This is a genomic window from Chitinimonas violaceus (genome assembly GCF_052601015.1).
Genome location: NZ_JBQXDJ010000016.1, coordinates 52,885 through 77,939, shown reverse-complemented (window position 1 = coordinate 77,939; position 25,055 = coordinate 52,885). Strand labels below are relative to the sequence as shown.

The window sequence follows — 25,055 nt, the reverse complement described above, 5'->3', positions numbered from 1 at the left end:
GCCACCTGTCTTGGCCTTATAAGGAACCTACTAATCGTGAGCAGGCCTTAACGCTAATATCGGCGTTTGGAGAGTCAACTTTATGATTTGAATTGCTTATACCCGTCAACGGTCTGTCATGAGTATTTCAAGGTAGATGTCCACGCTCGGCGAGCGAGACAGCTTCGTTGGGTGTAACAACAAAGTGATCAAGCAGGCGTATATCAATTAGTGCCAGGGCGTGACTCAACTGGGTAGTCAGCGAGATATCGGCTGTGCTGGGTTCGGCAATGCCGGAAGGGTGATTGTGCGCCACGATCAATGCCGCAGCATTCAAGGCTAGCGCACGGCGTGCGAGTTCACGCGGATGAACCGTGGCTTGGTTTAGTGTGCCTTGAAAGAGTATTTCTGCAGCCAGTAAGCGGTGTTGTGTGTCCAGAAAGAGCACGCCAAAGGTTTCGCGTGTTTCGCCACCCAGCCATAGCCGTAAGTAGTCGCGAACAGCGGCAGGTTGATTCATCGTTGGCGGTTGACGCAGTTCTTCGTGCAATGCGCGCCGACTCATTTCCAATACTGCCTGGAGTTGGGCGAACTTAGCGTCTCCCATGCCGGCAAATTGGGTGAAGTCTGCTTGAGGGGCATGGAACAACCGGTTAAGGGAGCCAAAGTGCCGCAGGAGGTCCCGCGCCAGGTCGACAGCGCTTTTGCCGGGTAATCCTACGCGTAGGAAGATCGCAAGGAGTTCAGCGTCGGAAAGGCTCGCGGCCCCGCGGCTGAGTAGTTTCTCACGCGGACGCTCGTCGGCAGGCCAGTTTGGAATAGGCATAGCGTTTGGGAGGCTTGGGGCAATGCTTTACACTTTCGACGGCGAGTACCCAATTGCAAAGGAATTTTCATGTCTGAGGCGAAGCAATGAGCCGCCCGAAACGTATTCTGCTTGGTGTGACCGGTGGCGTGGCTGCCTATAAATCAGCGGAGCTGACCCGGTTGTTCGTTAAAGCTGGCTACGACGTACAAGTGGTGATGAGTGAGGCGGCCACGCACTTTGTTGCCCCCGCCACTTTCCAGGCTTTATCGGGAAGGCCTGTGTTTACCGATCTGTGGGATAACCGGATCGACAACCATATGGCGCATATCGATCTTGGCCGCGAAGCAGATCTGATTCTGATTGCGCCAGCGTCTGCGGATTTCCTGTTCAAATTGGCACAGGGGGCCGCGAATGATCTGCTTTCCACTTTATGCACCGCACGTGACTGCCCCTTGATGGTGGCGCCGGCTATGAACCGGCAGATGTGGGAGAACCCGCCGAATCAGCGCAATGTGGCGCTGTTAAGGCAGGATGGTGTCACCGTGCTTGGACCGGATGTAGGCGAGCAGGCTTGTGGTGAAACCGGCTTTGGCCGGATGTTGGAACCGGAAGCCTTGTTCGACCATGTCGTAGCTTCGTTCCAGCAGAAATTCATGGCGGGGGTTAAAGTCTTGCTGACGGCAGGGCCTACCTTTGAACGTATCGACGCTGTACGCGGTATTACAAACAGCAGCTCCGGCAAGATGGGTTTTGCCATAGCCCGTGCGGCAGCCGAGAGCGGGGCGGAAGTGACCTTGGTTGCCGGACCTACCGCGTTGGTGACACCGGCTGGCGTGAAGCGGGTTGATGTGGTCAGCACGCAGGATATGCTGGCGGCAGTGAATGCGGAGGTCCCGAGAACCGATGTATTTATCAGTGTTGCAGCCGTTGCTGACTACCACGTGTTGAACCCCTCCGAGCAGAAAATCAAGAAAGGCGCGAACATCCTGACCTTGGAGCTTGCACCGAACCCAGACATTCTGGCCAATGTGGCCGGCTTGGCGGAGCCACCTTTCTGTGTGGGTTTTGCTGCGGAAAGCGAAAACCTGCTCGAGTATGGCGAGCAGAAGCGTCGCCGAAAGAAAATACCGCTGTTGGTAGCCAATCAGGTGCAGTCAGCTATTGGCGCCGACGATAACGAAGTCTACTTGCTGGACGACCATGGCCAGCACAAATTGCCGCGGGCATCCAAGCTTGATATTGCCCGCGCGATCATCCGGCATACTGCCAAACTTTATCGTGAGTACCACCCTAAGCCATGAAAAAAATTGATATCCGCATTCTTGATGAACGTTTGAAGGGGCAACCCCCCGGTTATGCTACGTCCGGGTCCGCAGGTTTGGATTTACGCGCTTGTCTGGATGCTTCGCTTTCCCTGGTGCCTGGTGCCACGGTATTGATTCCAACCGGTATCGCCATGCACCTGGGCGACCCGGGCTTGGCTGCGATGATTCTGCCCCGCTCGGGATTGGGACATAAGCATGGGATTGTGCTGGGGAATCTGGTTGGCTTGATCGACTCGGACTACCAGGGGCAGATCTTTGTATCGGTCTGGAATAGAGGGGTAGAGCCCTTCATGATCCAGCCTTTGGAGCGGATTGCTCAATTGGTCGTTGTGCCTGTACTGCAGCTGGGCTTCAATGTAGTAGATACTTTCGAGCAGAGTGAACGTGGTGCAGGCGGGTTTGGCAGTACCGGCAAGCACTAGTTAGCAGCCACGATTTGGGGTTTGTTAAAGGTTTGTTTCAGTGATTGCAATCTCGAGAGCAGCCCCAATCTCTCTATGCATTACAGTTTTATAAGTTCGATTTCTTCTGTTGCTTTCGTCTTGTTGCGTACTGGTTCGCGAGTGGTTGGATGGGTTGTACGCCATTGCGGTGTGCGGTACGTGACCAGTTCGAACTTTATGCCACCACTGGGTTTCGTCTTTCATATTAAGTGGCCGGGGTTCAATCCAATTTATCCCAAATGAATTGGTGATCTCGGTAACAGGGTCTGAAAAACCCTGTGCTAATATGGCGACCCCATTTCTATAGCAAGCGGCTGATGGATTTTCTCACCATCCTTTTGAGCCTGTTTACGGACTACGGCTATATCGCTGTGTTCACCGTGCTGCTTATTTGCGGCTTCGGTGTTCCCATTCCAGAAGATGTAAGTTTGGTGGCAGGTGGCGTAATCGCTGGCTTGGGCTATGCCGACGTGCATGTGATGTTCCTTGTGGGCATGGCAGGTGTACTGATTGGTGATGCGACCATGTTCACCATTGGGCGTTTGTTCGGCGAGAAGGTGCTTGCCTGGCGGTTTGTATCCAAGTTGCTTACACCGGCCCGTTACTGTGCTGTACAGGACAAGTTTGCGCGCTATGGCAGCCGGCTGATGTTTATTGCCCGGTTCCTGCCTGGTTTGCGATCCGCTATTTTCCTTACTGCGGGCATGACGCGCCGGGTGCCGTTCTGGCGTTTCCTGTTGCTGGATGGTTTTGCCGCATTGATCAGCGTGCCGGCCTGGGTTTACCTTGGTTATTTCGGTGCTTTCAACCGTGAGTGGCTGCTTAAGTGGATCAGTCGGGGCCAGGTTGGCATCCTGATCGCCATTGCGGTTGTCGCGCTTATTCTGTTGGTAGGCTATTTCAAGCGCCGCCGGGCTGCGCAGGCTAACAAGCACGACGAGTAGATTGAGTTTGCGGGTGTGTTACGCACCTGTCCGGCAGAATCGCCAGCTCGCGTTTATGCTTAAGCTTGAAGCGGCCAATCGAGTATTTCACCAGCGCCTTGTTTTAACAGGGCGCTTTCTATTAGATTCTGTTTCTTTTATCCATCTGCCAGAGGGAAGTGCATGGCACTGATCGTCCAGAAATATGGCGGCACATCGATGGGTTCGCCTGAGCGAATCAAGAATGTCGCCCGCCGCATCGCGCGCTATAAAGCTCAGGGCCACGATATTGTGGTTGTCGTGTCGGCCATGAGTGGCGAAACCAATCGACTCATCGCGTTGGCCAAAGAGATTCAAGCCAAGCCTGATCCCCGTGAGCTTGATGTCATTGTCTCGACGGGTGAGCAGGTCACTATCGGCCTGCTGGCTATGGCGTTGAAGGATATCGGCCTGGATTCGAAAAGCTATACCGGCGGGCAGGTCAAGATACTGACTGACAACGCGCACACCAAGGCGCGTATTCAGCATATCGACGATGTGGCGATGCGGGAAGAGCTGAAAGCGGGGCGTGTGGTGGTGGTAGCGGGTTTCCAGGGGATTGACCCGGATGGAAACATCACGACACTGGGGCGTGGTGGCTCGGATACCACAGGCGTGGCTTTGGCGGCTGCGCTGCGGGCGGATGAGTGCCAGATCTACACCGATGTGGATGGCGTCTATACCACCGACCCACGTGTTGTTCCGGAAGCGCGTCGTCTGAAAACGGTCACTTTCGAGGAAATGCTCGAAATGGCGAGCCTGGGCTCCAAGGTTTTGCAGATACGATCGGTGGAATTCGCCGGCAAGTACAAGGTCAAGTTGCGTGTGTTGTCGAGCTTCCAGGAGGAAGGTGATGGCACCCTGATTACATTCGAGGAAGAAGACAATATGGAAAAGGCCATCATTTCCGGCATAGCCTTTAATCGCGATGAAGCGCGCATCAATGTCACTGGTGTGCCTGACAAACCCGGTATTGCGTATCAGATACTGGGTCCGATCGCGGATGCCAATATCGATGTCGACATGATTATTCAGAATGTCGGCGTGGAAGGGCATACCGACTTCTCCTTTACCGTTCCCCGTAATGATTACCAGGCGGCTGTCGCCATTCTGGAAGGGGTACAGGGGCATATCGGTGCGAAGAACATCTCTGGCGACGACAAGATCTGCAAGGTCTCGGTCGTAGGCGTCGGCATGCGTTCGCACGTAGGCATTGCTTCAGCCATGTTCCGTACCCTGGCAGAAGAAGGAATCAATATTCAGATGATTTCAACTTCCGAGATCAAAATCTCGGTTGTGCTGGATGAGAAGTATCTGGAATTGGCGGTTCGCGTACTTCATAAGGCATTTGGATTAGATCAAGAGAATTGATGCTTGACGGGGGGCGCGGACTTCATTATAGTTCGCGTCCTCTTGAGACGGAGAAGTGGCCGAGTGGTCGAAGGCACTCCCCTGCTAAGGGAGCATACGGGCACAAACCTGTATCGAGGGTTCGAATCCCTCCTTCTCCGCCAAGAGCCGTTTTAGTTGTTTCAAAGTGCGCCCGTAGCTCAGCTGGATAGAGTACTTGGCTACGAACCAAGGGGTCAGGAGTTCGAATCTCTTCGGGCGCGCCACTTTGAAATCACTTAGCAAAAATCAGCGCCCGTAGCTCAGCTGGATAGAGTACTTGGCTACGAACCAAGGGGTCAGGAGTTCGAATCTCTTCGGGCGCGCCAGATTTAAAATGACAAAGGCCACGTAAGTGGCCTTTGTTGCGTCTGGCATATGTAAAGCATGTTGCGAACATGCAATCGAGGCGAAGTTGGTCGCGCTTTTGTGCTTAGCATCCGCGACGTTTCAGCCTAGCTTGGATTTCGATGAGAATTTGTCGCAAGTCCAGGATGGACCAGTGTTTGAGACCTATTTCGTCTTAGTTAAGCAGCAAATTGCCAAGGCCACTTCTGTGGCCTTTGTCACGTCTGGGGTATGTGTTGCAAATAAGCGAATAAGGTAACGCTGTATGTTTTTTTGCAGCAGCATATCCCGTATTTCTTGGTATCCTCGCTCGCAGTATTTCCCGGCGTATTTGCTATGCGGACATTGTTGTTGGCATGGGTGGCGCCCAAGGTTTTTTGTGGTTGGTTTCTGTGCGATGCAGCGTGTTTTGAAGTGGTTTTGCAGAGGTCGATCCCCAGGGCATTATCGTGGCCCTTGCTGTCTTTAGGGGCTCGGTGGCGTCTTTGCAAAGACTAGAAGTCGACGTTGTGCTTGTCAGATTGCTTGCAGCACGCTTCGTTTGATTTTGAATGGCAAGTGTGGCGCAATCCGCCCATTTGTGGATATTGCTAAATCCTGCCTTACCATCGGCAGGTGTAGAGGGTAAAACATGGATTTTGCGCAGCAGCAGAGGAAACCGATGAAGCATCTGCTAGGTATCGGTTTTGTGGTTCTTCTGCACTTATTGGTCGTTTACGGATTGGTCAATGGTCTGGCACGTAAAGTGGTCGAGGTAATCCAAAAACCGCTGGAAACTAAGCTCATCGATGAGCCGCCCCCACCTCCACCAGAGGAGAAACCGCTTCCCCCTCCACCGCCTGAGGTGAAACTTCCACCGCCACCCCCAGCCTATGTGCCACCGCCAGAGGTTGTGGTGCAGGCACCAGCCACAGCTGTGAACGCACCGACAGCGGTGAGTCACGAGGCGCCGCCTGATACACCGCCACCACCGCCTGCGCCGCCGGTTCCCACGCCTGCGGTGGCTGCACCGGTCAGTGCCCGTGCTGTGTTTTCCAATTACGCAGAAGTGGCTGAAGGGTTGAGTGATAAATTTTCGGTGGTTGCCGACAAGGAACAGATTCAAACTGCAGAGGTCACGCTGTTAATGACGGTTGGGGCAGCGTGTGAAATCGGTACCGTGTCTATCAAGTCATCTACGAATTCTGCAGTTGCAGCTTTGGCGCGGAATGCGGTTCGCCGCTTCAAGTGTTCGACACCGCCGGGACATGAAGTCCAGGTATTGGTGCCGTTCTCTTTCAAACTGCAAGATTAATGTTTCCGGTCGGGAAGCCGTGGGCATCTCGACTTGGACTTACTCATCGTCGGCTTTATCGAGCCAACCTAGCTAAGGAGCTGGAAGGATCATGTCTGTAGCAAATCGTCTGTCCGCTATTGTCGCGGCAATTACCCTCGTTGCCGCTCCAATGGCAACCCTGTTTGTTTCACAAGTGGCTCATGCTGATGAGGCGGTGCAGGCTACGCCTGCTGCCGAAGCGGCGCCGGCTGCTGCTACCCCTCCGGCTCCTCCTGCGGCGCCTGCTGTACCCGGCGAGACGAAAATTGCAGTAGAGAACCCATATGGCCTGGAAGCGCTGTGGCAGCAAGGTGACTTTGTCGCCAAGGGTACCTTGGTCATCATGATCATCATGTCCATGGGTACCTGGTACATCCTGGTCACCAAGCTGTGGGAACAAAGCAAACTGATGCGCCAAGCCCGTGCCGCACGTGAGTCCTTCTGGGGTGCCGGTTCCGTCAAGTCTGGTGTTGAGACCCTGCAAGATGGCAGCGCGTTCCGTTACATTGCTGAAAGCGCTGTCAATGCCAGCGAGCATCATGAAGGTGCGCTGCTGGAGCAGATCGACCGTAACACCTGGGTGACGATGTCCATCCAACGCGCCATGGAAAACGTGCAGAACCGCTTGCAGGATGGCCTCGCATTCCTGGCTACAGTGGGTTCCACTGCGCCGTTCATTGGTCTGTTCGGTACAGTTTGGGGTATTTACCACGCGCTGGTGTCGATCGGTATGTCCGGTCAGGCTTCCATCGACAAGGTGGCAGGCCCGGTGGGCGAATCGCTGATCATGACGGCGATCGGTCTGGCTGTTGCTGTGCCGGCTGTGCTTGGTTACAACTGGTTGGTACGTCGCAATAAGTCTGGCATGGAGCAGGTGCGTGCCTTCGGTGCCGACCTGCACAGCGTCGTGCTGGGCGGTTCGCAGGCCACAAAGCGGGGCTAAGCCATGGGAATGAACGTCGGAAGTGAGTCCGGCGACGACGAGGTGGTATCGGCAATCAATACCACCCCGCTCGTGGACGTGATGCTGGTGTTGTTGATCATCTTTCTGATCACCATTCCGGTTGCTGCGCATATCGTGCCGGTCAAATTGCCTATTGAAACCAATAAGCCGAATGAAACCACGCCGATCAACGTCAACCTGTCCATCGACAAGGCCGGTATCGTCTATTGGAACCAGTCGGCGATCGAGGATGAGAAGGCGCTGACTGCGCGTCTGATCGAAGAGGTTTCCCAAAAGGTGCCTCAGCCCAAGATTCAAATCCGTGGCGATATGGATGCGAATTATGAGTCGGTCCAATGGGTCGTACGGGCGTGTAAGCGCGCCGCTATCCAGAAGGTTGGTTTCATTGTCGAGCCGCCACCCCGCGGCTGATTTGATCGGTTTGACAAAGTGAGAGGTGTGCCATGGGCATGAATGTTGGCTCTGGTAGCAGTTCGGGTGAACCGGAAGTCATGGCGGAAATGAACACTACGCCGTTGATTGACGTGATGTTGGTGCTGTTGATCATGTTGATCATCACCATTCCGGTGCAGTTGCATTCGATCGAGACGGACAACCCGGTTGGCAATCCGCCGCCGCCACTGACAGAACCGGTGGTGCATAAGGTGGATATTGACGAAGCCGGTGTGGTTTACGTGGATGGCACGGTAGTGACGGGCAAGGACGCACTGGAAAACATCTTCCGCCAGTACGCGGCCGATGCCAATCAGCCTGAAGTGCATGTCAAGCCACGCAAAGGAACACCTTATCGCGCGGTTGCCACTGTGATGGCTGCGGCGCAGCGTACCGGTGTCACCAAGTTCGGCTTGGTAGAGTAGGTATCAGGGAGTAAAAAGCGGCGGCAGGCGTTGGCGTGTCGTCGCTTTTTTTATTCCCTATACATGATCGCGTCCGTGTCGCAGCCATTCTGACTACCTTGTGTTTTCGTGCTGATCGCATGAAAAACACGGGGCAGGGAATGATTGCGAGTTAATCAACGTTGTTTTCGGTGCAAATCAAGATCATGAAATTTGCTACGTTTGCGAGCCTTGCCTGTCTTGTTGTCTCGGCGTTTGCCTCAGCCAACGCCCCTGCGGCGGATATGAACAAGACCCTCTACGCTTATTTGCGTGGTACAGAAACCGGCTTTGACCCAGCCAAATATTCGGATACCGGTTCTGTCGAAATCTTCAAGTCCATCTATGAAACCCTGCTGAGTTACGACTACCTAGCACGGCCGCAAATGCTGGTGCCGGGCTCAGCCGAAGCCATGCCAGAAGTAAGCGAAGGGGGCCGTCGTTATACCTTCAAGGTCCGGCCGGGGATTTATTTCTCAGACGACCCCGTATTCAAGGGGAAGAAACGGGAGCTTGTCGCGCAGGACTATGTTTATTCGTTGCAGCGGCTCGTTGACCAGAATAATCGTGGCGCACCATGGGACTTCCTGTTCAAGGGCAAGATCATCGGCCTTGATGAAAAAATTGCGGATGCCAAACGTACCGGCAAGTTTGATTACGATAAGCCGATTGAGGGCTTCAAGGCGGTTGACCGGTATACCTTTCAGGTCAACCTGACCCGGCCCGACTACCTTATCCCGCAGATGATGGGTTCGCCGGCAACAGGCGCTGTACCAAGGGAAGCGGTCGAGGCATATGGTGATGAGTTCGATGGCCATCCTGTCGGGACTGGCCCTTACCGTTTACGTGAGTGGCAACGGCGTAATCATATTGTGCTGGAGGTCAACCCGAACTTCCGTGGGATTACCTACACCCCGCCAGCTGGCGTCAAGGTGGATGAGCATATCGCCGCCCAGCTTGCAGGAAAGACATTTCCACGGATTGGTGTGATTGATATCCGTGTGATCGAAGTGCCGCAGGCTGCCTGGCTGGCGTTCGATAGTAAGCAGCTTGATGTGATGCAGGAAATGGGCACCGCCTATGCACGTATGGTTGCCCCCAATGGTGCACTGCTGCCGAAGTATCAGGACCGTAAACTGCAGTTCTACCGCGAGGCACAGGGCAATACCTATTGGCACATGTTCAATATGGAAGACCCGATTGTTGGCGGCTACACCCCGGAAAAGATAGGTTTACGTCGCGCTATCTCCTATGCCTACGACCAGCAGTGGGAGGTCAATATCGTCAAGCAAGGGCAAGCCATGCCTGCCCAGACGCCTATCGGCCCGGAAGTTGAGGGGTATGACGAGCACTACCGTAACAGCATCTATCGTCTTGATCCTGCCTATGGCAACGCCATCCTCGATAAGTACGGCTATAAGGACTGCGATAAAGACGGTTTTCGCGAAGCGCCAGGGTGCAAGCCGCTCTTGATCACCTATCTGGATCAGAGCAATCGCGACACACGCGACTACGACGAGATGTTGCAGAAGTTGATGAGTTCGCTGGGCATCCGTCTCAAGATGGACAAGAAAACCTTCTCTGATCTGGTCAAGCAACGCCAGGCAGGCCAATTCATGATGAGTTTTGGGGGCTGGAACCTTGACTACCCCGATGCCGAGAATTTCATGCAATTGCTGTACGGCCCGAATGCCGGTCCGGTGAATGAAGCACGTTTCAAGAATAAGGAATACGACCAGCTGTACGAGCAGATTGCATCGATGCCACCCAGTGCCGAGCGCAATGCCAAGCTGATCCGGATGAGCAAGATTGTGGCGGTACAGGCTCCGTGGATTCTGACCAACCATGCTTTGTTCTCGCATATCGCTCAGCCGTGGATGATTGGCTACCGACCGCACCCGAGCAGCAAGGAGTATTGGCAGTACTACGACTATGACCAGGACATGCGCCGCAGCATGACTGGCCGCTGATCTGTCTTTCCAGCTTCCTTTTCCGGAGATCCCTTGTGAAAAAGCTTTCATTGCTCGTCCTGGCTGCCTTATCAAGCGCAGCATGGGCTGGTGAGCGTGGTGAAATACGCATTTCTGCCGCTGCCGATATACCGAACCTGTGTACCCAAGCCATTGCCAAACTGAATACTGATGTGACGGCACTCGAAAAACTGCCGCTCAATGAAGTCAGTGTTCAAACTGTGCTTGCTCCCTGGAGTAAGACGGCAGGTGAATTCGCCGAGTTCAGCTGGGGTGGCGGGATGATTGCCAATGTACATCCTGATGAGAAAGTGCGCCAGGCAGAAGAAGCCTGTGAGCTGAAAGCTTCTGCTGAGCTGAACCGCATCATGCAAAGTAGTGCGCTCTATGCACGTTTCAAGGCAGTGAAGCCTGCTGATGTGATCGATGCCGAAACCCTCAAGCAGGTGTTGGCGGAATTCGAAGACAAGGGTGTGAACCTGCCGCCGGCCAAGCGCAAGCAAGCCGCGAAGCTCTTCAGCCGGTTGGATAAGTTGCAGCAGGATTTTGCCCGCAATGTGCGCGAGAACAAGCAAAAGCTGAGCTTTACCGCCGAGGAACTCAAGGGTGTTTCTGCGGATGCGCTGGCCAGCTTCAAGCGCGATGACAAAGGGAATTATCTGGTTGGTTTCGATTACCCCGAATACCTGCCGGTGATAGAAGGCGCAGAGCGTGGGGAGACCCGCGAGCGTATGCAATATGCGTATACACGGCGCGGTGGCAGCAAGAACCTCGCTATTCTGCAGGAGGTGGTGCAGATACGTAAGCAGCTGGCTACCTTGCTGGGCTATCCATCCTATGCCGCTTGGGCTACCCGCAACAATATGGTGGGCAAACCACAGGTTGTGCTCGATTTCCTCGCCAAGGTGAAAGATCAGGTGGGTTCGGTAGAAAAGCGCGAGCTGGCTGAACTGACCGCGGAAAAGGTTGCCTTTACCGGCGACCCCAAGGCCAAGCTCGAACGCTGGGACCAGATGTTCTACGAGCGGCGTTTGCAAAAAGCCAAGTATCTGGTCGACCAGGACATGGTACGGGCGCAATTCCCCTCTGCGCCAACTGTGGACTGGATGATGGCGGTGACCAGCCGTCTGTACAACGTGGAGTTTCGTCCCAATGCCAAGCTGCCAGTCTGGCATGAGGATGTGAAGGGCTACGATGTGTACGACAAAGCCAATGGCGAATATCTGTCCAGCTTCTACATGGATCTGTATCCGCGCGATGGCAAATACAAGCATGCCGCAGCGTTCTCGGTGCGCCAGGCCAGCGCTTTAGCAGGTACGACGCCGGTTTCGGTTCTGGTGACGAACTTCAATCGCAAGGGCTTTGACCAGGAAGAGCTGGAGACGCTCTTTCACGAATTCGGCCACATCATGCATGGTGTGCTGAGCCGAACCCGCTACAGTCTTAATGCCGGCACCAATACCAAGCGTGATTTTGTCGAAGCGCCTTCGCAGATGTACGAGGAGTGGGCACGTAACCCCGCTTCCTTGGCATTGTGGAACGAGGTCTGCTCAAGCTGCCAGCCTATCGATATGGCATTGATTGAGAAGATGAACGCCGCCCGCCTGTTTGGCCAAGGCACCAAGTATGCACGGCAATGGCTCTATGCTGCGTATGACATGGCGCTGGCCGGGCCGATTCCGCAAAAGCCGCAAGCCTTGTGGCAGCGGATGGAAGGTGCCACTGCTTTGGGTTATGTGAAGGGGACGGAATTCCCCGGTGCCTTTGGCCACATTGTCGGTGGTTATGCTGCGGGGTATTACGGTTACATGTGGTCGGAAGTACTGGCCCTGGATATGCGTTCCGCTTTTGGCAGCAATGTGATGAGCCCCGAGGTGGGAATGCGATTCCGCCAGACTGTGCTGCAGAACGGCTCGCAGATTCCTGAAATGGACCTGGTCCGCCAGTTCCTTGGGCGTGAACCCAATTCGGATGCCTTTTTCCGTGAAATTACCGGCCGTACCGCGGCAACCGGAGGCTAGACATCATGTTCGCTTTCATCGTCCGCCGCGTCTTGCAGATGATCCCGACCGTGATTGGGGCCATCCTGCTATTATTCATATTGTTCAATATGTTTGGCGGTGACCCTGCCAATATCCTGGTCGGTAAGATTCAGGACCCGGAAAAGATTGCCGCGATCCGCGCCTCACTGGGCCTGGATCAACCCTGGTGGGTTCAGTTGTGGTTCTTCTTCAAGCAGGTCATTACCTTTGATTTTGGTAACAGCTGGAGTACCAATGAACCAGTCTCTCATCTGATTGCCCATCGCGCACCGGTCAGCATGACCATCATGCTGCAGGTGTGGCTGCTGGATGCGGTCATTGCGGTTTCGCTGGCCATGGCGGTTGCCTATAAGCGCGGCTCGTTGACCGACCGTGCCATTATGGGTATCTGTACCGCTGCGATGTCGATTTCACTGCTGCTGTATGTGGTGGTTGGCCAGTACACCTTGGGTTTCAAGCTGGATCTGTTCCCGGTACTTGGCTGGAGCGACAGTTTCTGGATGAATGTGACCCGCTACGCACCGTTACCGGTGATGCTCTTGCTGGCGGTGTCGGTTGCGCCAAGTCTGCGTCTTTATCGTTCCTTCATCGTGGAGGAAACCAATCAGGATTACACCCGTACCGCTCGTGCCAAGGGAGCCGGCGAGCATCGTGTAATGTTTGTCCATGTACTGCGCAATGCCGCCATTCCTATTGCTACCTATATGGCCATGCAGGTGCCGCAGCTCTTCGTGGGTTCCTTCCTCATCGAAAAAGTGTTTTCCATCCCTGGCCTGGGACAGGAAATTGTCGAGTCGGTCATGCGCAGCGACTTTCCTGTTATCAAGGCAATCACAATCTCGATTGTGATTCTGACGATGGTGATCAACCTGGTGGTTGACCTCTTGTACAAAGCGCTCGATCCGCGCGTTGAACTGAAGTGAGAAGACAGCGATGACTGCAATGACAGAAAAAGTTTCTCCTGGCTTTTGGCGCGCTGCCGGCAAGCGACTATGGGCGGATAAACTGGCACGCGGCTGCTTGTTTATCCTGGCGGTGTACTTCCTGCTGGCGTTGGCCAGCACCTTGGGTTTGTTGGCTGGCGACTGGAATAAGCAAGTCGCGGTCTCCTGGGCTGCCCCCACGATGGTGGGTAAGCAACAACAGGATACAAACGGCATCAAGGTGGAAGTGGTTGCGCCTGATGCGGAAGCGCGGGCACTCGACCCGTTGACACCTTATGAGGCCGAGTTGAACGAGGCTGCCAAGGTATACAAGCAGGAAGCCGTCGTATTGGCTGAAACGCTCCCCTTTGGCGCAGACAAAGTGGGCCGGGATATCGGCAGTAAGGTGCTCAAGGCAGCGCAGACGTCGATAACAGTAGGCTTGCTTGCTGCGTTATTGTCGGTTGCCATCGGCACCATCTTTGGTGCAGTGGGTGGCTATTTCGGCGGCAAGCTGGGTGATGCGCTGGAGTGGTTGTACAGCGTTTTCACCTCCATGCCTTATATCCTGCTTGTGTTGGCGTTTGCATCGGTGCTCGGTGGTGGCGTGCATACCGTCATTCTTGTGCTCGGCTTTACCGGTTGGACGGGCACTTACCGCCTGATCCGTTCCGAGTACATCAAGCAGCGCAGCCGTGACTATGTGCTGGCTGCAAGCGCCATTGGCGCAAGTGATGCCCGCAAGATGTTCCTGCATATTCTGCCGAATGTGTCGCATCTCATCCTCGTACAGCTGTCCCAGGATGTGGTGAACTTCATCAAGGCGGAAGTAATCCTGTCCTTCCTGGGATTTGGCGTACCTGTCGAGGCGATCTCGTGGGGCATCATGATCAATGAAGTCATGCCCGAGCTCGTGCTGGGCAAGTGGTGGCAATTGGCGACGGTTGCAACTGTGATGTCGCTGTTTGTAGTCGCATTTGGTCTGTTCACCGACCAGTTGCGTGATGCACTTGACCCCAAGGCAAGCCGCCGCTGATTGAGGATAGGACCATGACTCAAGAAAACCTGCTTGAAATCAAGAATCTGCGCGTCTCCTTTCGCGTGGGTAAGCATGAGATGTTTCAGGCGCTCAAAGGCGTCAACTATGTCATTCCCAAGAACAGCACGGTAGCGCTGGTAGGTGAATCGGGCTCAGGCAAGTCGGTGTCAGCCATGGCCATCATGGATCTGTTGCCGCGCACCAATACCGAAATCGCTGCCGACAGCAGCTTGGTGTTCGAGGGTGTAGACCTGCTCAAACAGAGCGAGAAACAGCGGCGTGCCCTGTGCGGTAAGCAGATATCGATGATCTTCCAGGACTCGATGACTTCTCTTAATCCGGTCTATCGGGTGGGGGAGCAGATTGTGGAAGTCCTCCGTTTGCACAAGCCACTGAGCAAAGCGCAAGCCCATAAGCGGGCTATCGAGTTACTGCGTGAGGTGGGTATTCCCGACCCGGAAAACCGCATTAACAGTTACCCGCATGAGATGTCCGGTGGTCAACAGCAACGGGTAATGATCGCCATGGCCGTTGCCTGCGAGCCCAAGCTGTTGATTGCGGATGAGCCGACGACGGCGCTGGACGTCACCATTCAAAAGCAGATTGTCGAGCTCTTGATCAAGCTCAAGGCCACCCATGGCATGAGTATTTTGTTCATTACCCATGACCTGGAACTGGTTCGGGAGATTGCAGACCATGTGGTGGTCATGCATCAAGGGGTGATCAAGGAACAGGGACCTGCCCAGCAGATATTTGCTGCCCCCAAGGATGCCTACACCCGGGCGTTGCTGGCTTGCCGACCCACCATCGACAAGCGCCCCATTCGTTTGCCTGTGGTGGAGGATTTCCTCTCCGGTCGTGAACAGGATCTGCCTAAGGGTGAGCGTCAACGCGGTGTCAGCCCGAATGACCCCATCGTGTTGGAAGTAAAGAATCTGAAAAAAACCTTCCGCATGAAACAGGGTTTATTCGGCCACAAGGATGTGGTTGCGGTGAAGGATGTCAGCTTCAAATTGGCTCGCGGCAAGACATTGGGCATCGTGGGTGAGTCAGGTTCAGGCAAGACTACGCTGGGCAAGACGATTCTGCGTTTGAACAGCTGCGAAGGTGGTGAGGTGGTGTATGGCGGCAAGAACCTGATGTCCCTGTCGGATAAGGAGTTCATGCCCTATAAGCGTCAGATGCAGATTGTGTTCCAGAACCCTTACGCGAGCTTGAACCCGCGCTTTACCGTGGGGGATATTCTTCTGGAACCGATGCGTGTGCACCATATTCACGATAACGATCGTGACCGTGCAGAACACGCCCATCAGTTGCTCAAGCGGGTAGGGTTGGATGAGCGGGCTTTTAACAAGTACCCACATGAGTTTTCAGGCGGGCAGCGTCAACGTATCAGTATTGCCCGCTGCCTGACGATGAAGCCGGAAATCCTGGTCTGTGACGAGTCGGTGTCGGCGCTTGATGTATCGGTACAGGCCCAAGTGTTGAACCTGCTGCAGGAATTGCAGGATGAGTACGGCATGAGCTATCTGTTTATCTCGCACGACTTGAACGTGGTGAAATATATCTCGGATGAGGTATTGGTGATGCACCACGGTGAGATGGTCGAATACGCGAATGCAGACGAGCTGTATCGTGCGCCAAAGCATGCCTACACGCAAAAGCTGCTGGCGGCGATACCTGGCAGAAGAGAACGAGAATCCAGGGGGGATCCCTTTCTCGAAGTAGGCGAAGTCGCGATGAGTTGATTTGGGTTTGCGTGAAATAAACCAACAGGCCGGGGTTCCCCCGGCCGTTGTGCTTTTTACTTAGTTACGTGTGCTGGATCTGGCACTGGCTTTGTTTTCAGGCAGAACGCGAAGTCCGAGTGCGGTTGGCTGTATTGATGGCGTCGCCAGTAGCCGTTGTTGCAGCTCTGAGGCTGGCATCTGCAAAGTCGGCGACTTGGCGTGCTGCTTTGTTTAAGCTGTCAAAAGCAGCTTGGCCCGCAGCTACGCTGGATCTGAGCATAGAACTGACAATCTCGGCGCTGGCGGGACTGACCTTTTCGAACTGATCAAAACTGCTCAGGAAGGTTTGTTGGTATCGGCTGATGTGTGCTTCGGTCTGCTTGGCAAACTCATTCTGGGTTTGCGAAGCCAGTTCGTACAGGTCGCGGGATAGGCCCATGAGGGAGTCGGTAGCCTGTTCAGCCAAGTCTGCACGTAGCGCCAAAGCACCTTGCATGTCGCTGACCGCACTAAACTTGATGGCACTTTTTGCGGAATTCTCTAAGGTTTGTTTGGTGGCTTCCAGTTGCAGCCGTATGGCTTTCTCTGTGCTATCCAGACCGATGCGTACCAGGCGCAAGTTGTTTTCGAGCTGCTGTTGAGTCAATACCACATGGGGAGCCTGGGACATGCTGTTCTCCTAGTTCTTAGTGGGTGAGTGCTCGGTGCATTGCCTTGGAGTATAGTTATGCTGCTTCGCACAACAAGACCATTCTAAGAAGCCGGTTTTGTAGCGTCAAGCAAATGTTGTTGCAATGCACAATGAAGGCGTGGACGCTGCGCATTTTAGCTAAGTAATTGATTAAGAAGAAAATACGGAGACAGACTTGGCCTCTACCGAAAAGCGCGTCATTAAGAAGTACCCTAATCGTCGTCTGTATGACACTGCCACCAGTTGCTACATCACTTTGGAAGACGTGAAGCAGCTGGTACTTGAGAATGTCGATATTGTTATTGAAGATGCCAAAACGCATGAAGACCTGACCCGTAGCGTTCTGTTGCAGATCATTCTTGAGGAAGAGAGTGGGGGTGCGCCGATGTTCAGTTATGACGTGCTGACCCAGATCATTCGCTTTTATGGCCATGCCATGCAGGGTTTGATGGGGAATTACCTGGAAAAGAACATGCAGCTCTTTAACCAGATGCAAGAGCGTCTGCAGGAGCAGGCCAAGGCCGTTGGCGAGAACCCCGTGGGCGCCAACGCCAATATGTGGGGCGAGTTCATGAAGTTCCAGGCGCCGGCCATGCAAAACATGATGACCAGCTATTTGGAGCAGAGCACTAATATGTATGTGGAAATGCAGCAGCAGTTGCAGGACCGTGCAAAAAATCTTTGGACCGGCTTTGGTTTTCCACCCCCCTCCGGTACTGACAAAAAGTGATGTATTTCCAGGAACCTGTCAAAAATATCGCCTTGGTTCGAGCCGTTGAACAGGTTCTAAGGCTGAACTAGCGTTCAGCCATGCAGAGGGCGTGTCACAAGACGCGCCCGTTTTGTTTTCGCGGCCGGCTCTGCCGGTGTTGCCATTTTTTTGTGTTGAGGCAGATGTGACCCTGACCGAGCTCAAATACATAGTCGCTGTGGCGCGGGAGCGTCACTTTGGCAGAGCCGCTGCGGCTTGTTTTGTCAGCCAGCCAACCTTGTCTGTGGCGGTGAAAAAGCTTGAGGATGAATTGGGTGTAACCTTGTTCGAACGCTCTTCCGGCGATGTGTCAGTAACCCCTATCGGCGAGCGTATTGTATCGGAATCGCAGCGTGTGCTGGAGCAGGTACAAACCATCAAAGCCCTGGCCGAGCAAGGTAAAGACCCGCTCTCCGGCGCGCTGCGCCTTGGCGCCATCTACACCATCAGCCCCTATGTACTGCCGTTTCTGATTCCTCGCCTGCGTGTCATCGCGCCGCAAATGCAGCTCTTACTGGAAGAGAACTACACCGCACGTTTGGCAGAGATGCTCAAGCAAGGAGATATCGATGTTGCCTTGCTGTCCGAGCCATTTCGCGAGAATGGTGTGGCGACGCAGGCGGTCTATGACGAACCCTTTGTTGTTGCGACGCCCAAGGGCCATGCCTGGGAGAAACTCAAGAAGATTGAACCTGCACAACTCGAGGATGAGAATGTTCTATTGCTGTCGCCGGGCAATTGTTTCCGTGACCAGGTTTTACAGACCTGTCCCGAGCTGAATCGGGAGTCGCTACCGATAGGCAGTCTACAGCGCACGTTACAAGGGTCATCGTTGACGACGATTCGGCATATGGTGGCGGGCGGCATTGGTGTGACGGTGTTGCCAGTGACCTCGGTTACCGCAGCAGACCAGCAATTGCTTACCATCCGCCCCTTCAGTGGGGAAGTACCCACCCGGCGTGTCGTTCTGGCTTGGCGGCGGAACTTCCCACGCCGTGAGGCGATTGAAGCGGTCAGGCAGGCGATTCTGGGCAGCAACCTGCCTGATGTAGCCATGTTGCCGACGGCGTTGATTGAGTAAAGCCAGGTTCGAAACTGCACAATCTTGCTGAAGGCATGTTGTACCCCAGTATCGCGGCGACCTGTCTGGTCGCTGCTTTCTTAGAACCTGTCTAAAGTCTCGTGAGCTAGAGCGAGACAAGGCGGAAACAGCCGAGGAAGCGGAGTTTACAAGTGGTAAATGAGCATTCCGAGGGTGTTTTCAACGCCGTGTTGCTGACGCGCAGCAGACTTTAGACAGGTTCTTATCTGCATTAGGAACATCCCGCGTATGACACCCCCGATCACCATCGTCGGCACCGGTTTGGCCGGTTATAACCTTGCTCGTGAACTGCGTAAGCAGGCACCGGATGTCCCCTTACGAATAATCAGTGCTGATAAGGGAGATTTCTATTCCAAGCCCATGCTGTCTACTGGCTTTGCCAGCAAGAAGACGGCTGACCAGTTGGTGATGAAACCTGCCCAAAAGATGGCGGAAGAATTGAAGGCCGAATTGCTGACCGCGACACGTGTGGCCAGGATTGATGCTGGGAATCGCCGCCTTCATACCGACAAGGGGGAATTTAACTACGACAAGCTGGTTTTGGCACTGGGTGCGGATACTTTCAAGCCGGTATTAAGTGGTGAGGCTGCCGATACGGTGTTGAGCTGCAATGATCTTGCTGACTATGCACTGTTTCGTCATCAGCTGGAGGGCAAGCAACATATTGCTTTACTAGGCGCAGGCTTGATCGGCTGTGAGTTCGCCCACGACTTGGCGGCAAGCGGTAGGCAGGTTACCGTCATCGACATGGCGGCTTGGCCTTTGTCACGTTTGTTGCCGGAACAGGCTGGGCGTTATCTACAGCAGAAGCTGGTCGATTTGGGGGTGCAGTTTCATTTGGGAACTACGGTGAAGGCGCTGGATCGTCGCGGTGAAAGATTACTGTTGACGTTGGGTGATGGCAGTCAATTGGCGGTGGATTTGGCGCTATCAGCTATCGGCTTGCAGCCACGTACTGCGTTGGCCGCGAATGCTGGGCTTGTGGTGGGTCGCGGTATCCAGGTCAACCGTTTTTTACAAAGCAGTGATCCACATATCTACGCATTAGGCGATTGTGCCGAGGTCGACGGGCAGGTGCTGCCGTATGTGCTTCCCATCATGCAGGCAGCCCGGGCATTGGCAGCCAGCTTGGCAGGGAAACCGACAGCGGTGGTTTATCCCGCTATGCCTGTCGTGGTGAAGACGCCAATTTGCCCAACCGTGATTTCTCCACCTGCCCATGGTGCAGCGGGAGCATGGCAAGTCGAGGCTATCGAAGGTGGCTTGCGTGCACTGTTCAAAGACCCTGCTGATAACTTGCTGGGTTTTGCATTGTTGGGCGCTGCGACTGCAGACAGACAGGCACTGGTCCCGCATCTACCCCCTGTACTGGCCTAGTACGATGAAACCCCCCAACGCAATGCAACTTAGTTTTCACCCTACTCTGGCGGAGGTAGATGCTATTGCTTGGAATGCGTTGGCAGGTGAGCAGCCTTTTGTCCAGCACGCCTTTTTACTCGCGATGGAGGAGTGCGGTTGTGTAGGGGACAGTACTGGCTGGCAGCCATTCTATGCAACGCTTGTCAGAGGAGGTGAGCTGGTTGCTGCTATACCGCTTTATCTCAAGCAGCATTCCTGGGGGGAGTATGTGTTCGATTGGGCCTGGGCCGATGCCAGTGAGCGGGCCGGTTGGCCTTACTACCCTAAGTTGTTGAACGCCATTCCCTTTACGCCGGTACCAGGGCGGCGCCTGATGGCGGTAGATGTGTCTGCGCAGCAAATCCTACTTGCTGGAGTATTGGATTGGGCGCGCCAGCAGTCGCTATCGGGCCTGCACTGTCTTTTCCCAACAGAACAGGAACGGAGCACGCTTGAACAGGCTGGCCTGATGCAACGCACCGGGGTGCAGTTCCACTGGGTTAACCGCGGCTATAAGGAATACGCCGAGTTTCTTGCCAGCTTGAACCATGACAAGCGAAAGAAGGTCAAGCAGGAGCGTAAACGGGTCGCCCAAGCAGGCTTAAGGATTGTCCGTAAGCAGGGGGATCAGATCCTGGCGGCAGATTGGGCATTCTTCTACCGCTGTTATACCCATACCTACCGTGCCCATCGGTCCAGTCCCTACCTTAATCTGGATTTTTTCCAGCGCCTGGGCGAGCTGCTTGGCCGGCATTGCCTATTGGTCATGGCTTTTCGTGATGAAGCACCAATCGCTGTTGCGTTGAATCTTTTCGATACCGAGAGGCTATACGGCCGTTATTGGGGCGCGTTGGAATACATTCCCAGTCTGCACTTTGAGCTGTGCTACCACCAGGGAATCGAGTTCGCCATTGAGCGGGGATTACAGATATTTGAAGGTGGTGCACAGGGTGAACATAAACTGGCGCGAGGTTTTGAAGCGGTTGAGACGAGTTCATGGCATTGGTTGGCCCAGCCACAATTGGCGCAGGCGGTTGCCCGCTTCCTGCAACAGGAAGGGCGCAGTATGGCTTGTTATATGAATGAGCTGGATGAGCGTGCGCCGTTTCGGCAGACGTGGCTATACCGGGTGTGATGGCTAGGTTGAGTCCGTAAGCTGGTAAGTACCCAATAAGTAGCAATCAATTAGCTGCTGCCCCAAGAACCTGTTCAAAGTAGGCTATCCGGCTTGAGTAGATAAGCCTTGCCACGTAGCATCGTGGCAATCAAACGCTCGTTTAATCTTTTATGACTGCCAAGTTACCGGTTGAGACGATACAAAGCTCGCTTTTTCTCCCTGTAAATACGAATGACACGTTGCACTTACGCCGTATCTGCTCGACAGAACCTGGTATGCCGGTTTTGATGGTGCATGGTGCAATTGCCAATGCCCGTACGTTTTACAGCGAGAAAGGTCGCGGGCTCGCTCCGTGGTTGGCGGAACGAGGTTTCGATGTCTATGTGCTGGACCTGCGTGGGCGTGGATTGTCCACCCCACCGATTGACGGCAATAGCCAGCATGGCCAGACCGACAGCATATGCACCGATATCCCCGCTGCACTGGCGGAAATCTCCCGCTTGCGAGGAGAGGAGACATTTATCCGACTAGTGGCGCATTCCTGGGGTGGCGTATTGTTGTCCGCAGTACTGGCAAGACGGCCGGACTGGGCTGGGCGCATTGCTGCGAGTGTATATGTCGGGAGTAAGCGTAGCATCCGGGTTTGGAACTTGGCTCGTATCTATGAGATCGAATTATTTTGGCAGCGAGCAAGCAGCCTGTGGTTATGGCGGTACGGCTACCTACCGGCTGCAAAGCTTGGTATGGGGGCAGACAGCGAAACCCGTGAAAGTCTGTTGCAAAGCCGGCGTTGGATTCGGGAGCATACTTGGCGCGACAGCCGGGATGGTTTTGACTACCAGTCGGCATTGGCGGAAGGGGGCCTCCCGCCCACACTATACTTGGTAGGCGGTAACGACCCTGTACGCGGGCATGAGCAGGATGTCCGGCGTTTTGCGAGAGAGTCGGGTCCACATACGCAGGAGATTCAGGTACTGGCTGAACGCACGGGTTTCAGTCGAGATTATGGACACCTGGACATGTTGACGCACCCACAGGCAGAGTTGGAAGTGTATCCATTAGCGCTCGACTGGCTGCTTAAGCATAGTGGTGAGTGAATTATCCACAGACTTGTCGCGTTTGTGTCGCAGTATTTCCTGAGTGAAGGATTTCTAATTGACTTCATATGAATCAAACACATAAGAGAGTATTTTGAAGTCATTTTTCAGAGCTTGATGGCAGGTTTGCTGAAAAGTTAACATGCTCTTATATTCCGTTGCGATAACAAGCCGTAAACGCGTTTACAATAGGTGTTCTTCACGATGGTCAATCTGGCAAAGCAAGCCTGCTTTACAGTTTCTACAGTAAAAAGATCGCTGGGTGGCGTGCATTGACGCACCCTGCTGAAAGTATTGCCGATGAGCGCAGTTGAAACCCAATTTGCCCAGAATAACCAGCCCCAGGCTTCGGAGCAGCTGACCGGCGCGGCGCGCCAGATTGCGATGAAAACTCAACACGAATCTCTCGCCATGTTGTCCTCCTGCCGGGATCTTGCAGCTGACTTGCTGTCCAAGTCGCTGTCGACGATTCTCGACCGGATTGAGGAGTCGTTGTTCGAACTCGCGGATAAATCGTTGGATAGAGACAGTTACAACCTCTATATGCAGGCGCGGGGTGAAGCGCAGGACAAACGGGTCGAGATAGAAAAAGAGTTCCGCCGTCGCTTTATTGAAGGCTTTGATCTGACGGTTCGTACGGACAAGGCAGATCGTTCAGATACCTTTGATTTCGATGCCGATTCTCTGTCCTTGGTCGGGCAGGATGACTATGAAGAAGACCTCGCTGTTACGAGCATTACCAGCAAGCTCAAGAATAAGCTTGGTGACGATCTGACTGCCCTGAATTTCCGCATCGGCCATTTGATGGCTTTGCCGGAATCCAGTCGTGAAGATAATCCGATGAGCCCTCAGGCTATCGTCGAAGCCTTCCGTAGCGCCTGCCAGAAAATCGAAAGCGACATGAATGTGCGGTTGCTGGTACTCAAGCAGTTCGAGCAACTGGCTTCTGAGAATGTGCCGAATGTTTATCAGAACCTGAATCGCTTCCTGATTGACCGCGACATCGTGCCTGTTTTGCCGAAGTCCGGGTTTCGCCGATCACCGTCCCATTCACGCCGTGGAACATCTGGCGGGACGCAGGCTGCTGGTGGAGCGCCGGAGGGTGGTTATGCTGCTCAAATGGGTTTTGGTGCCGGTGGTTTTGCGCAAGCTAACGGTGGGATGCCAGCCTATGCAGTCGGTAATGAAAATGAACTGATCGGGTCGCTGCAGCAGCTGTTGGCTTTTAACCAGGCCATGCAGGCTAATGCCTTACCGGCGGGTGTGGCAGGGCAACAGATTGGCAATGCCAATACGCCTGCCGCCATGCCCATGATGACGACCAGTGTGGGTCAGAGCTTTCTTGATGCGCTTAATCTGCTTCAAGCCGGCAAGACAGAGGGTGCTTTGACTGATAAGGGTGAACTTGATGAAGCAGCGCTGATTGATGGTTCTGCAAATGTCCTGCATCAGATCAAGACCACCAGCTTGGCAAGCTCGCTTGGCCATGTCGACGCCATGACGATCGACATCGTGGCTATGTTGTTCGACAACCTGTTTGATGATCGTAATATCCCACTGCCACTGAAAGATGTGATCGGTCGATTGCAGATACCGGTGCTCAAAGTGGCGATGCTGGATACGAAGTTCTTCGCCCGTAAGCAACATCCAACCCGACGTTTTCTAGATGCATTGGCGCATGCGGCATTGGGTTGGGATGAAGCGGATGGTACGGAAGACAGGCTATACCGCAAGATTGTTGAGTTGGTGGAACATATTGTTGTGGAGTTCGACGAGAACATTTCTATTTTCGATGCTTCATTGGCTGACCTGGAAGCCTTCCTTGCAAGCGAAGAGCAAGTCGCTCAGGCTCAAGCTGAAGCCGCAGCGGCTGAAATGATGGCTGCCGAACAGGCAGATTTGGCGCGGCGTCGCGTGGAGCAGGTTCTTGGCCAGCGTCTGGCAAATGCTACGGATCTGCCGCCGCTGATTCATGAGTTCTTGAATACGCAGTGGCGTCAGGTATTGCACCATGCAGCGCTGGAGCGGGAAACCAAGCCGGATGCCTGGATGGAAGCAGCCCAGTCTATGGAGGACCTGATCTGGAGTGTTACGCCCAAGATAGGTGTCGAAGAGCGTTTACGTCTTGTGAACCTATTGCCGGACCTGTTGAAACGTTTGGAACGCAGTGCCGAGGAGGCTGGGGTCGAGCGGGCTGTGCGTCAGGCCTTCTTTGCTGAGCTGGTGAATTGCCATGCCACTGCAATCAAGAGCGGTCTGAAACATGCTTCAGAAGCGGTTGTATCTGCAGCCCCTGCCGCTGCGATTGCTGAGGCGTCTAACGCACCGGTGGCAGCCCCTGTCGTTACTGTGCCAGCACAGCCACAAGTGAGTGAAGCTGGACTTGGAGATTTGCCTACGCGTGAAATCAGTCCACAGGCCACCAATTTTGAAATGGCAGATGCATCGTGGGATGCCGGACTCGATAAATATGGCGACTACGATGATGTAGTCGCTAACCAGCTGCACCGAGGAGCCTGGGTCGAGTTTTTGCAGGAAGATGGCGTCCTTACTCGGGCGAAGCTGGCGTGGGTTAGCCCCATGAAGAGCCGCTATCTCTTTACCAATCGACAGGGCCACAAGAGTGTCGAGTTCACGCTGGAAGAGCTGGTTGCACTGTTCAAGCGTGGCGACGCCAGCATTATTGAGAGCGTGCCATCTGTGGAGCGTGCGGTGAGCGATATGATAGGAATGCTGCAAACACAGTCTGCATAGTGATCCGTGGTTCTCGATAAAGAGACTACTTAC

General features: G+C 54.2%; 21 protein-coding genes and 3 tRNA genes. 22 read left to right on the top strand and 2 right to left on the bottom strand.

What is annotated here, in order from left to right; all coding sequences use genetic code 11:
• Positions 1-127 precede the first annotated feature (127 nt).
• Positions 128-805 (bottom strand): RadC family protein, encoded by a 678-nt coding sequence (gene radC / locus ACUHMQ_RS08020; RefSeq protein ID WP_445294933.1) that lies wholly within the window; start codon positions 803-805, stop codon positions 128-130.
• Positions 806-891: 86 nt separating this feature from the next.
• On the opposite strand from radC, the gene coaBC reads away from it, so the two are divergent.
• The 16 genes from coaBC to ACUHMQ_RS07940 all read left to right on the top strand — a co-directional run bounded on the left by coaBC (position 892) and on the right by ACUHMQ_RS07940 (position 16,130).
• Positions 892-2,088: a bifunctional phosphopantothenoylcysteine decarboxylase/phosphopantothenate--cysteine ligase CoaBC gene (gene coaBC, locus ACUHMQ_RS08015; protein ID WP_445294932.1), complete on the top strand. Its 1,197-nt coding sequence runs from the start codon at positions 892-894 to the stop codon at positions 2,086-2,088.
• Positions 2,085-2,534 (top strand): dUTP diphosphatase, encoded by a 450-nt coding sequence (gene dut, locus ACUHMQ_RS08010; RefSeq protein ID WP_445294931.1) that lies wholly within the window; start codon positions 2,085-2,087, stop codon positions 2,532-2,534. Before coaBC ends, dut begins: the two co-directional genes overlap by 4 nt.
• A gap of 338 nt (positions 2,535-2,872) precedes the next feature.
• On the top strand, positions 2,873-3,499 hold the full coding sequence (locus ACUHMQ_RS08005; protein ID WP_445294930.1) for a DedA family protein: 627 nt from the start codon (positions 2,873-2,875) through the stop codon (positions 3,497-3,499).
• Positions 3,500-3,661: 162 nt separating this feature from the next.
• The gene (locus ACUHMQ_RS08000; protein ID WP_445294929.1) at positions 3,662-4,888 is read left to right on the top strand and encodes an aspartate kinase; all 1,227 of its coding nucleotides are present in this window, start codon (positions 3,662-3,664) and stop codon (positions 4,886-4,888) included.
• Between the two features lie 49 nt (positions 4,889-4,937).
• A tRNA-Ser gene (locus ACUHMQ_RS07995) sits at positions 4,938-5,031 on the top strand.
• 25 nt (positions 5,032-5,056) lie between these two features.
• Positions 5,057-5,133 (top strand) — tRNA-Arg (locus tag ACUHMQ_RS07990).
• 25 nt (positions 5,134-5,158) lie between these two features.
• Positions 5,159-5,235, top strand: a tRNA-Arg gene (locus ACUHMQ_RS07985).
• A 680-nt stretch (positions 5,236-5,915) separates the two neighbouring features.
• Positions 5,916-6,548 carry a hypothetical protein gene (locus tag ACUHMQ_RS07980; RefSeq protein WP_445294928.1) on the top strand — a complete coding sequence of 211 codons (633 nt, stop codon included), beginning with the start codon at positions 5,916-5,918 and terminating at the stop codon, positions 6,546-6,548.
• Positions 6,549-6,639: 91 nt separating this feature from the next.
• A complete protein-coding gene (locus ACUHMQ_RS07975; protein ID WP_445294927.1) occupies positions 6,640-7,512 on the top strand; it encodes a MotA/TolQ/ExbB proton channel family protein in 873 nt (290 codons plus the stop codon).
• 3 nt (positions 7,513-7,515) lie between these two features.
• Complete coding sequence (locus tag ACUHMQ_RS07970) at positions 7,516-7,944, top strand: ExbD/TolR family protein (protein WP_445294926.1); 429 nt, start codon at positions 7,516-7,518, stop codon at positions 7,942-7,944.
• Between the two features lie 38 nt (positions 7,945-7,982).
• The gene (locus tag ACUHMQ_RS07965; protein ID WP_445294925.1) at positions 7,983-8,390 is read left to right on the top strand and encodes an ExbD/TolR family protein; all 408 of its coding nucleotides are present in this window, start codon (positions 7,983-7,985) and stop codon (positions 8,388-8,390) included.
• A 185-nt stretch (positions 8,391-8,575) separates the two neighbouring features.
• On the top strand, positions 8,576-10,378 hold the full coding sequence (locus ACUHMQ_RS07960; RefSeq protein ID WP_445294924.1) for an ABC transporter substrate-binding protein: 1,803 nt from the start codon (positions 8,576-8,578) through the stop codon (positions 10,376-10,378).
• A 35-nt stretch (positions 10,379-10,413) separates the two neighbouring features.
• Entirely contained in the window at positions 10,414-12,399 is a 1,986-nt protein-coding gene (locus ACUHMQ_RS07955; protein ID WP_445294923.1) for a M3 family metallopeptidase, read from the top strand.
• A gap of 5 nt (positions 12,400-12,404) precedes the next feature.
• A complete protein-coding gene (locus tag ACUHMQ_RS07950) occupies positions 12,405-13,343 on the top strand; it encodes an ABC transporter permease (RefSeq protein ID WP_445294922.1) in 939 nt (312 codons plus the stop codon).
• A gap of 10 nt (positions 13,344-13,353) precedes the next feature.
• Positions 13,354-14,379 (top strand): ABC transporter permease, encoded by a 1,026-nt coding sequence (locus ACUHMQ_RS07945; RefSeq protein WP_445294921.1) that lies wholly within the window; start codon positions 13,354-13,356, stop codon positions 14,377-14,379.
• A 14-nt stretch (positions 14,380-14,393) separates the two neighbouring features.
• Entirely contained in the window at positions 14,394-16,130 is a 1,737-nt protein-coding gene (locus ACUHMQ_RS07940; RefSeq protein WP_445294920.1) for an ABC transporter ATP-binding protein, read from the top strand.
• 97 nt (positions 16,131-16,227) lie between these two features.
• Here the strand turns inward: ACUHMQ_RS07940 and ACUHMQ_RS07935 are convergent, their stop codons facing one another.
• Positions 16,228-16,782: a phasin family protein gene (locus tag ACUHMQ_RS07935; RefSeq protein ID WP_445294919.1), complete on the bottom strand. Its 555-nt coding sequence runs from the start codon at positions 16,780-16,782 to the stop codon at positions 16,228-16,230.
• A gap of 196 nt (positions 16,783-16,978) precedes the next feature.
• Here ACUHMQ_RS07935 and phaR point away from each other — a divergent pair, with 196 nt between their 5' ends.
• The 6 genes from phaR (at position 16,979) to ACUHMQ_RS07905 (ending at position 25,022) form a co-directional block, all read left to right on the top strand.
• Entirely contained in the window at positions 16,979-17,533 is a 555-nt protein-coding gene (gene phaR, locus ACUHMQ_RS07930; RefSeq protein ID WP_445294918.1) for a polyhydroxyalkanoate synthesis repressor PhaR, read from the top strand.
• A gap of 166 nt (positions 17,534-17,699) precedes the next feature.
• On the top strand, positions 17,700-18,635 hold the full coding sequence (locus ACUHMQ_RS07925; protein ID WP_445294941.1) for a hydrogen peroxide-inducible genes activator: 936 nt from the start codon (positions 17,700-17,702) through the stop codon (positions 18,633-18,635).
• A gap of 249 nt (positions 18,636-18,884) precedes the next feature.
• Positions 18,885-20,033, top strand: a complete 1,149-nt coding sequence (locus ACUHMQ_RS07920) for an FAD-dependent oxidoreductase (RefSeq protein WP_445294917.1) — start codon at positions 18,885-18,887, stop codon at positions 20,031-20,033.
• A gap of 4 nt (positions 20,034-20,037) precedes the next feature.
• Positions 20,038-21,189 carry a GNAT family N-acetyltransferase gene (locus ACUHMQ_RS07915; RefSeq protein WP_445294916.1) on the top strand — a complete coding sequence of 384 codons (1,152 nt, stop codon included), beginning with the start codon at positions 20,038-20,040 and terminating at the stop codon, positions 21,187-21,189.
• A gap of 152 nt (positions 21,190-21,341) precedes the next feature.
• The gene (locus ACUHMQ_RS07910) at positions 21,342-22,268 is read left to right on the top strand and encodes an alpha/beta fold hydrolase (protein WP_445294915.1); all 927 of its coding nucleotides are present in this window, start codon (positions 21,342-21,344) and stop codon (positions 22,266-22,268) included.
• A 300-nt stretch (positions 22,269-22,568) separates the two neighbouring features.
• Entirely contained in the window at positions 22,569-25,022 is a 2,454-nt protein-coding gene (locus ACUHMQ_RS07905) for a DUF1631 domain-containing protein (protein ID WP_445294914.1), read from the top strand.
• Positions 25,023-25,055: the final 33 nt, after the last annotated feature.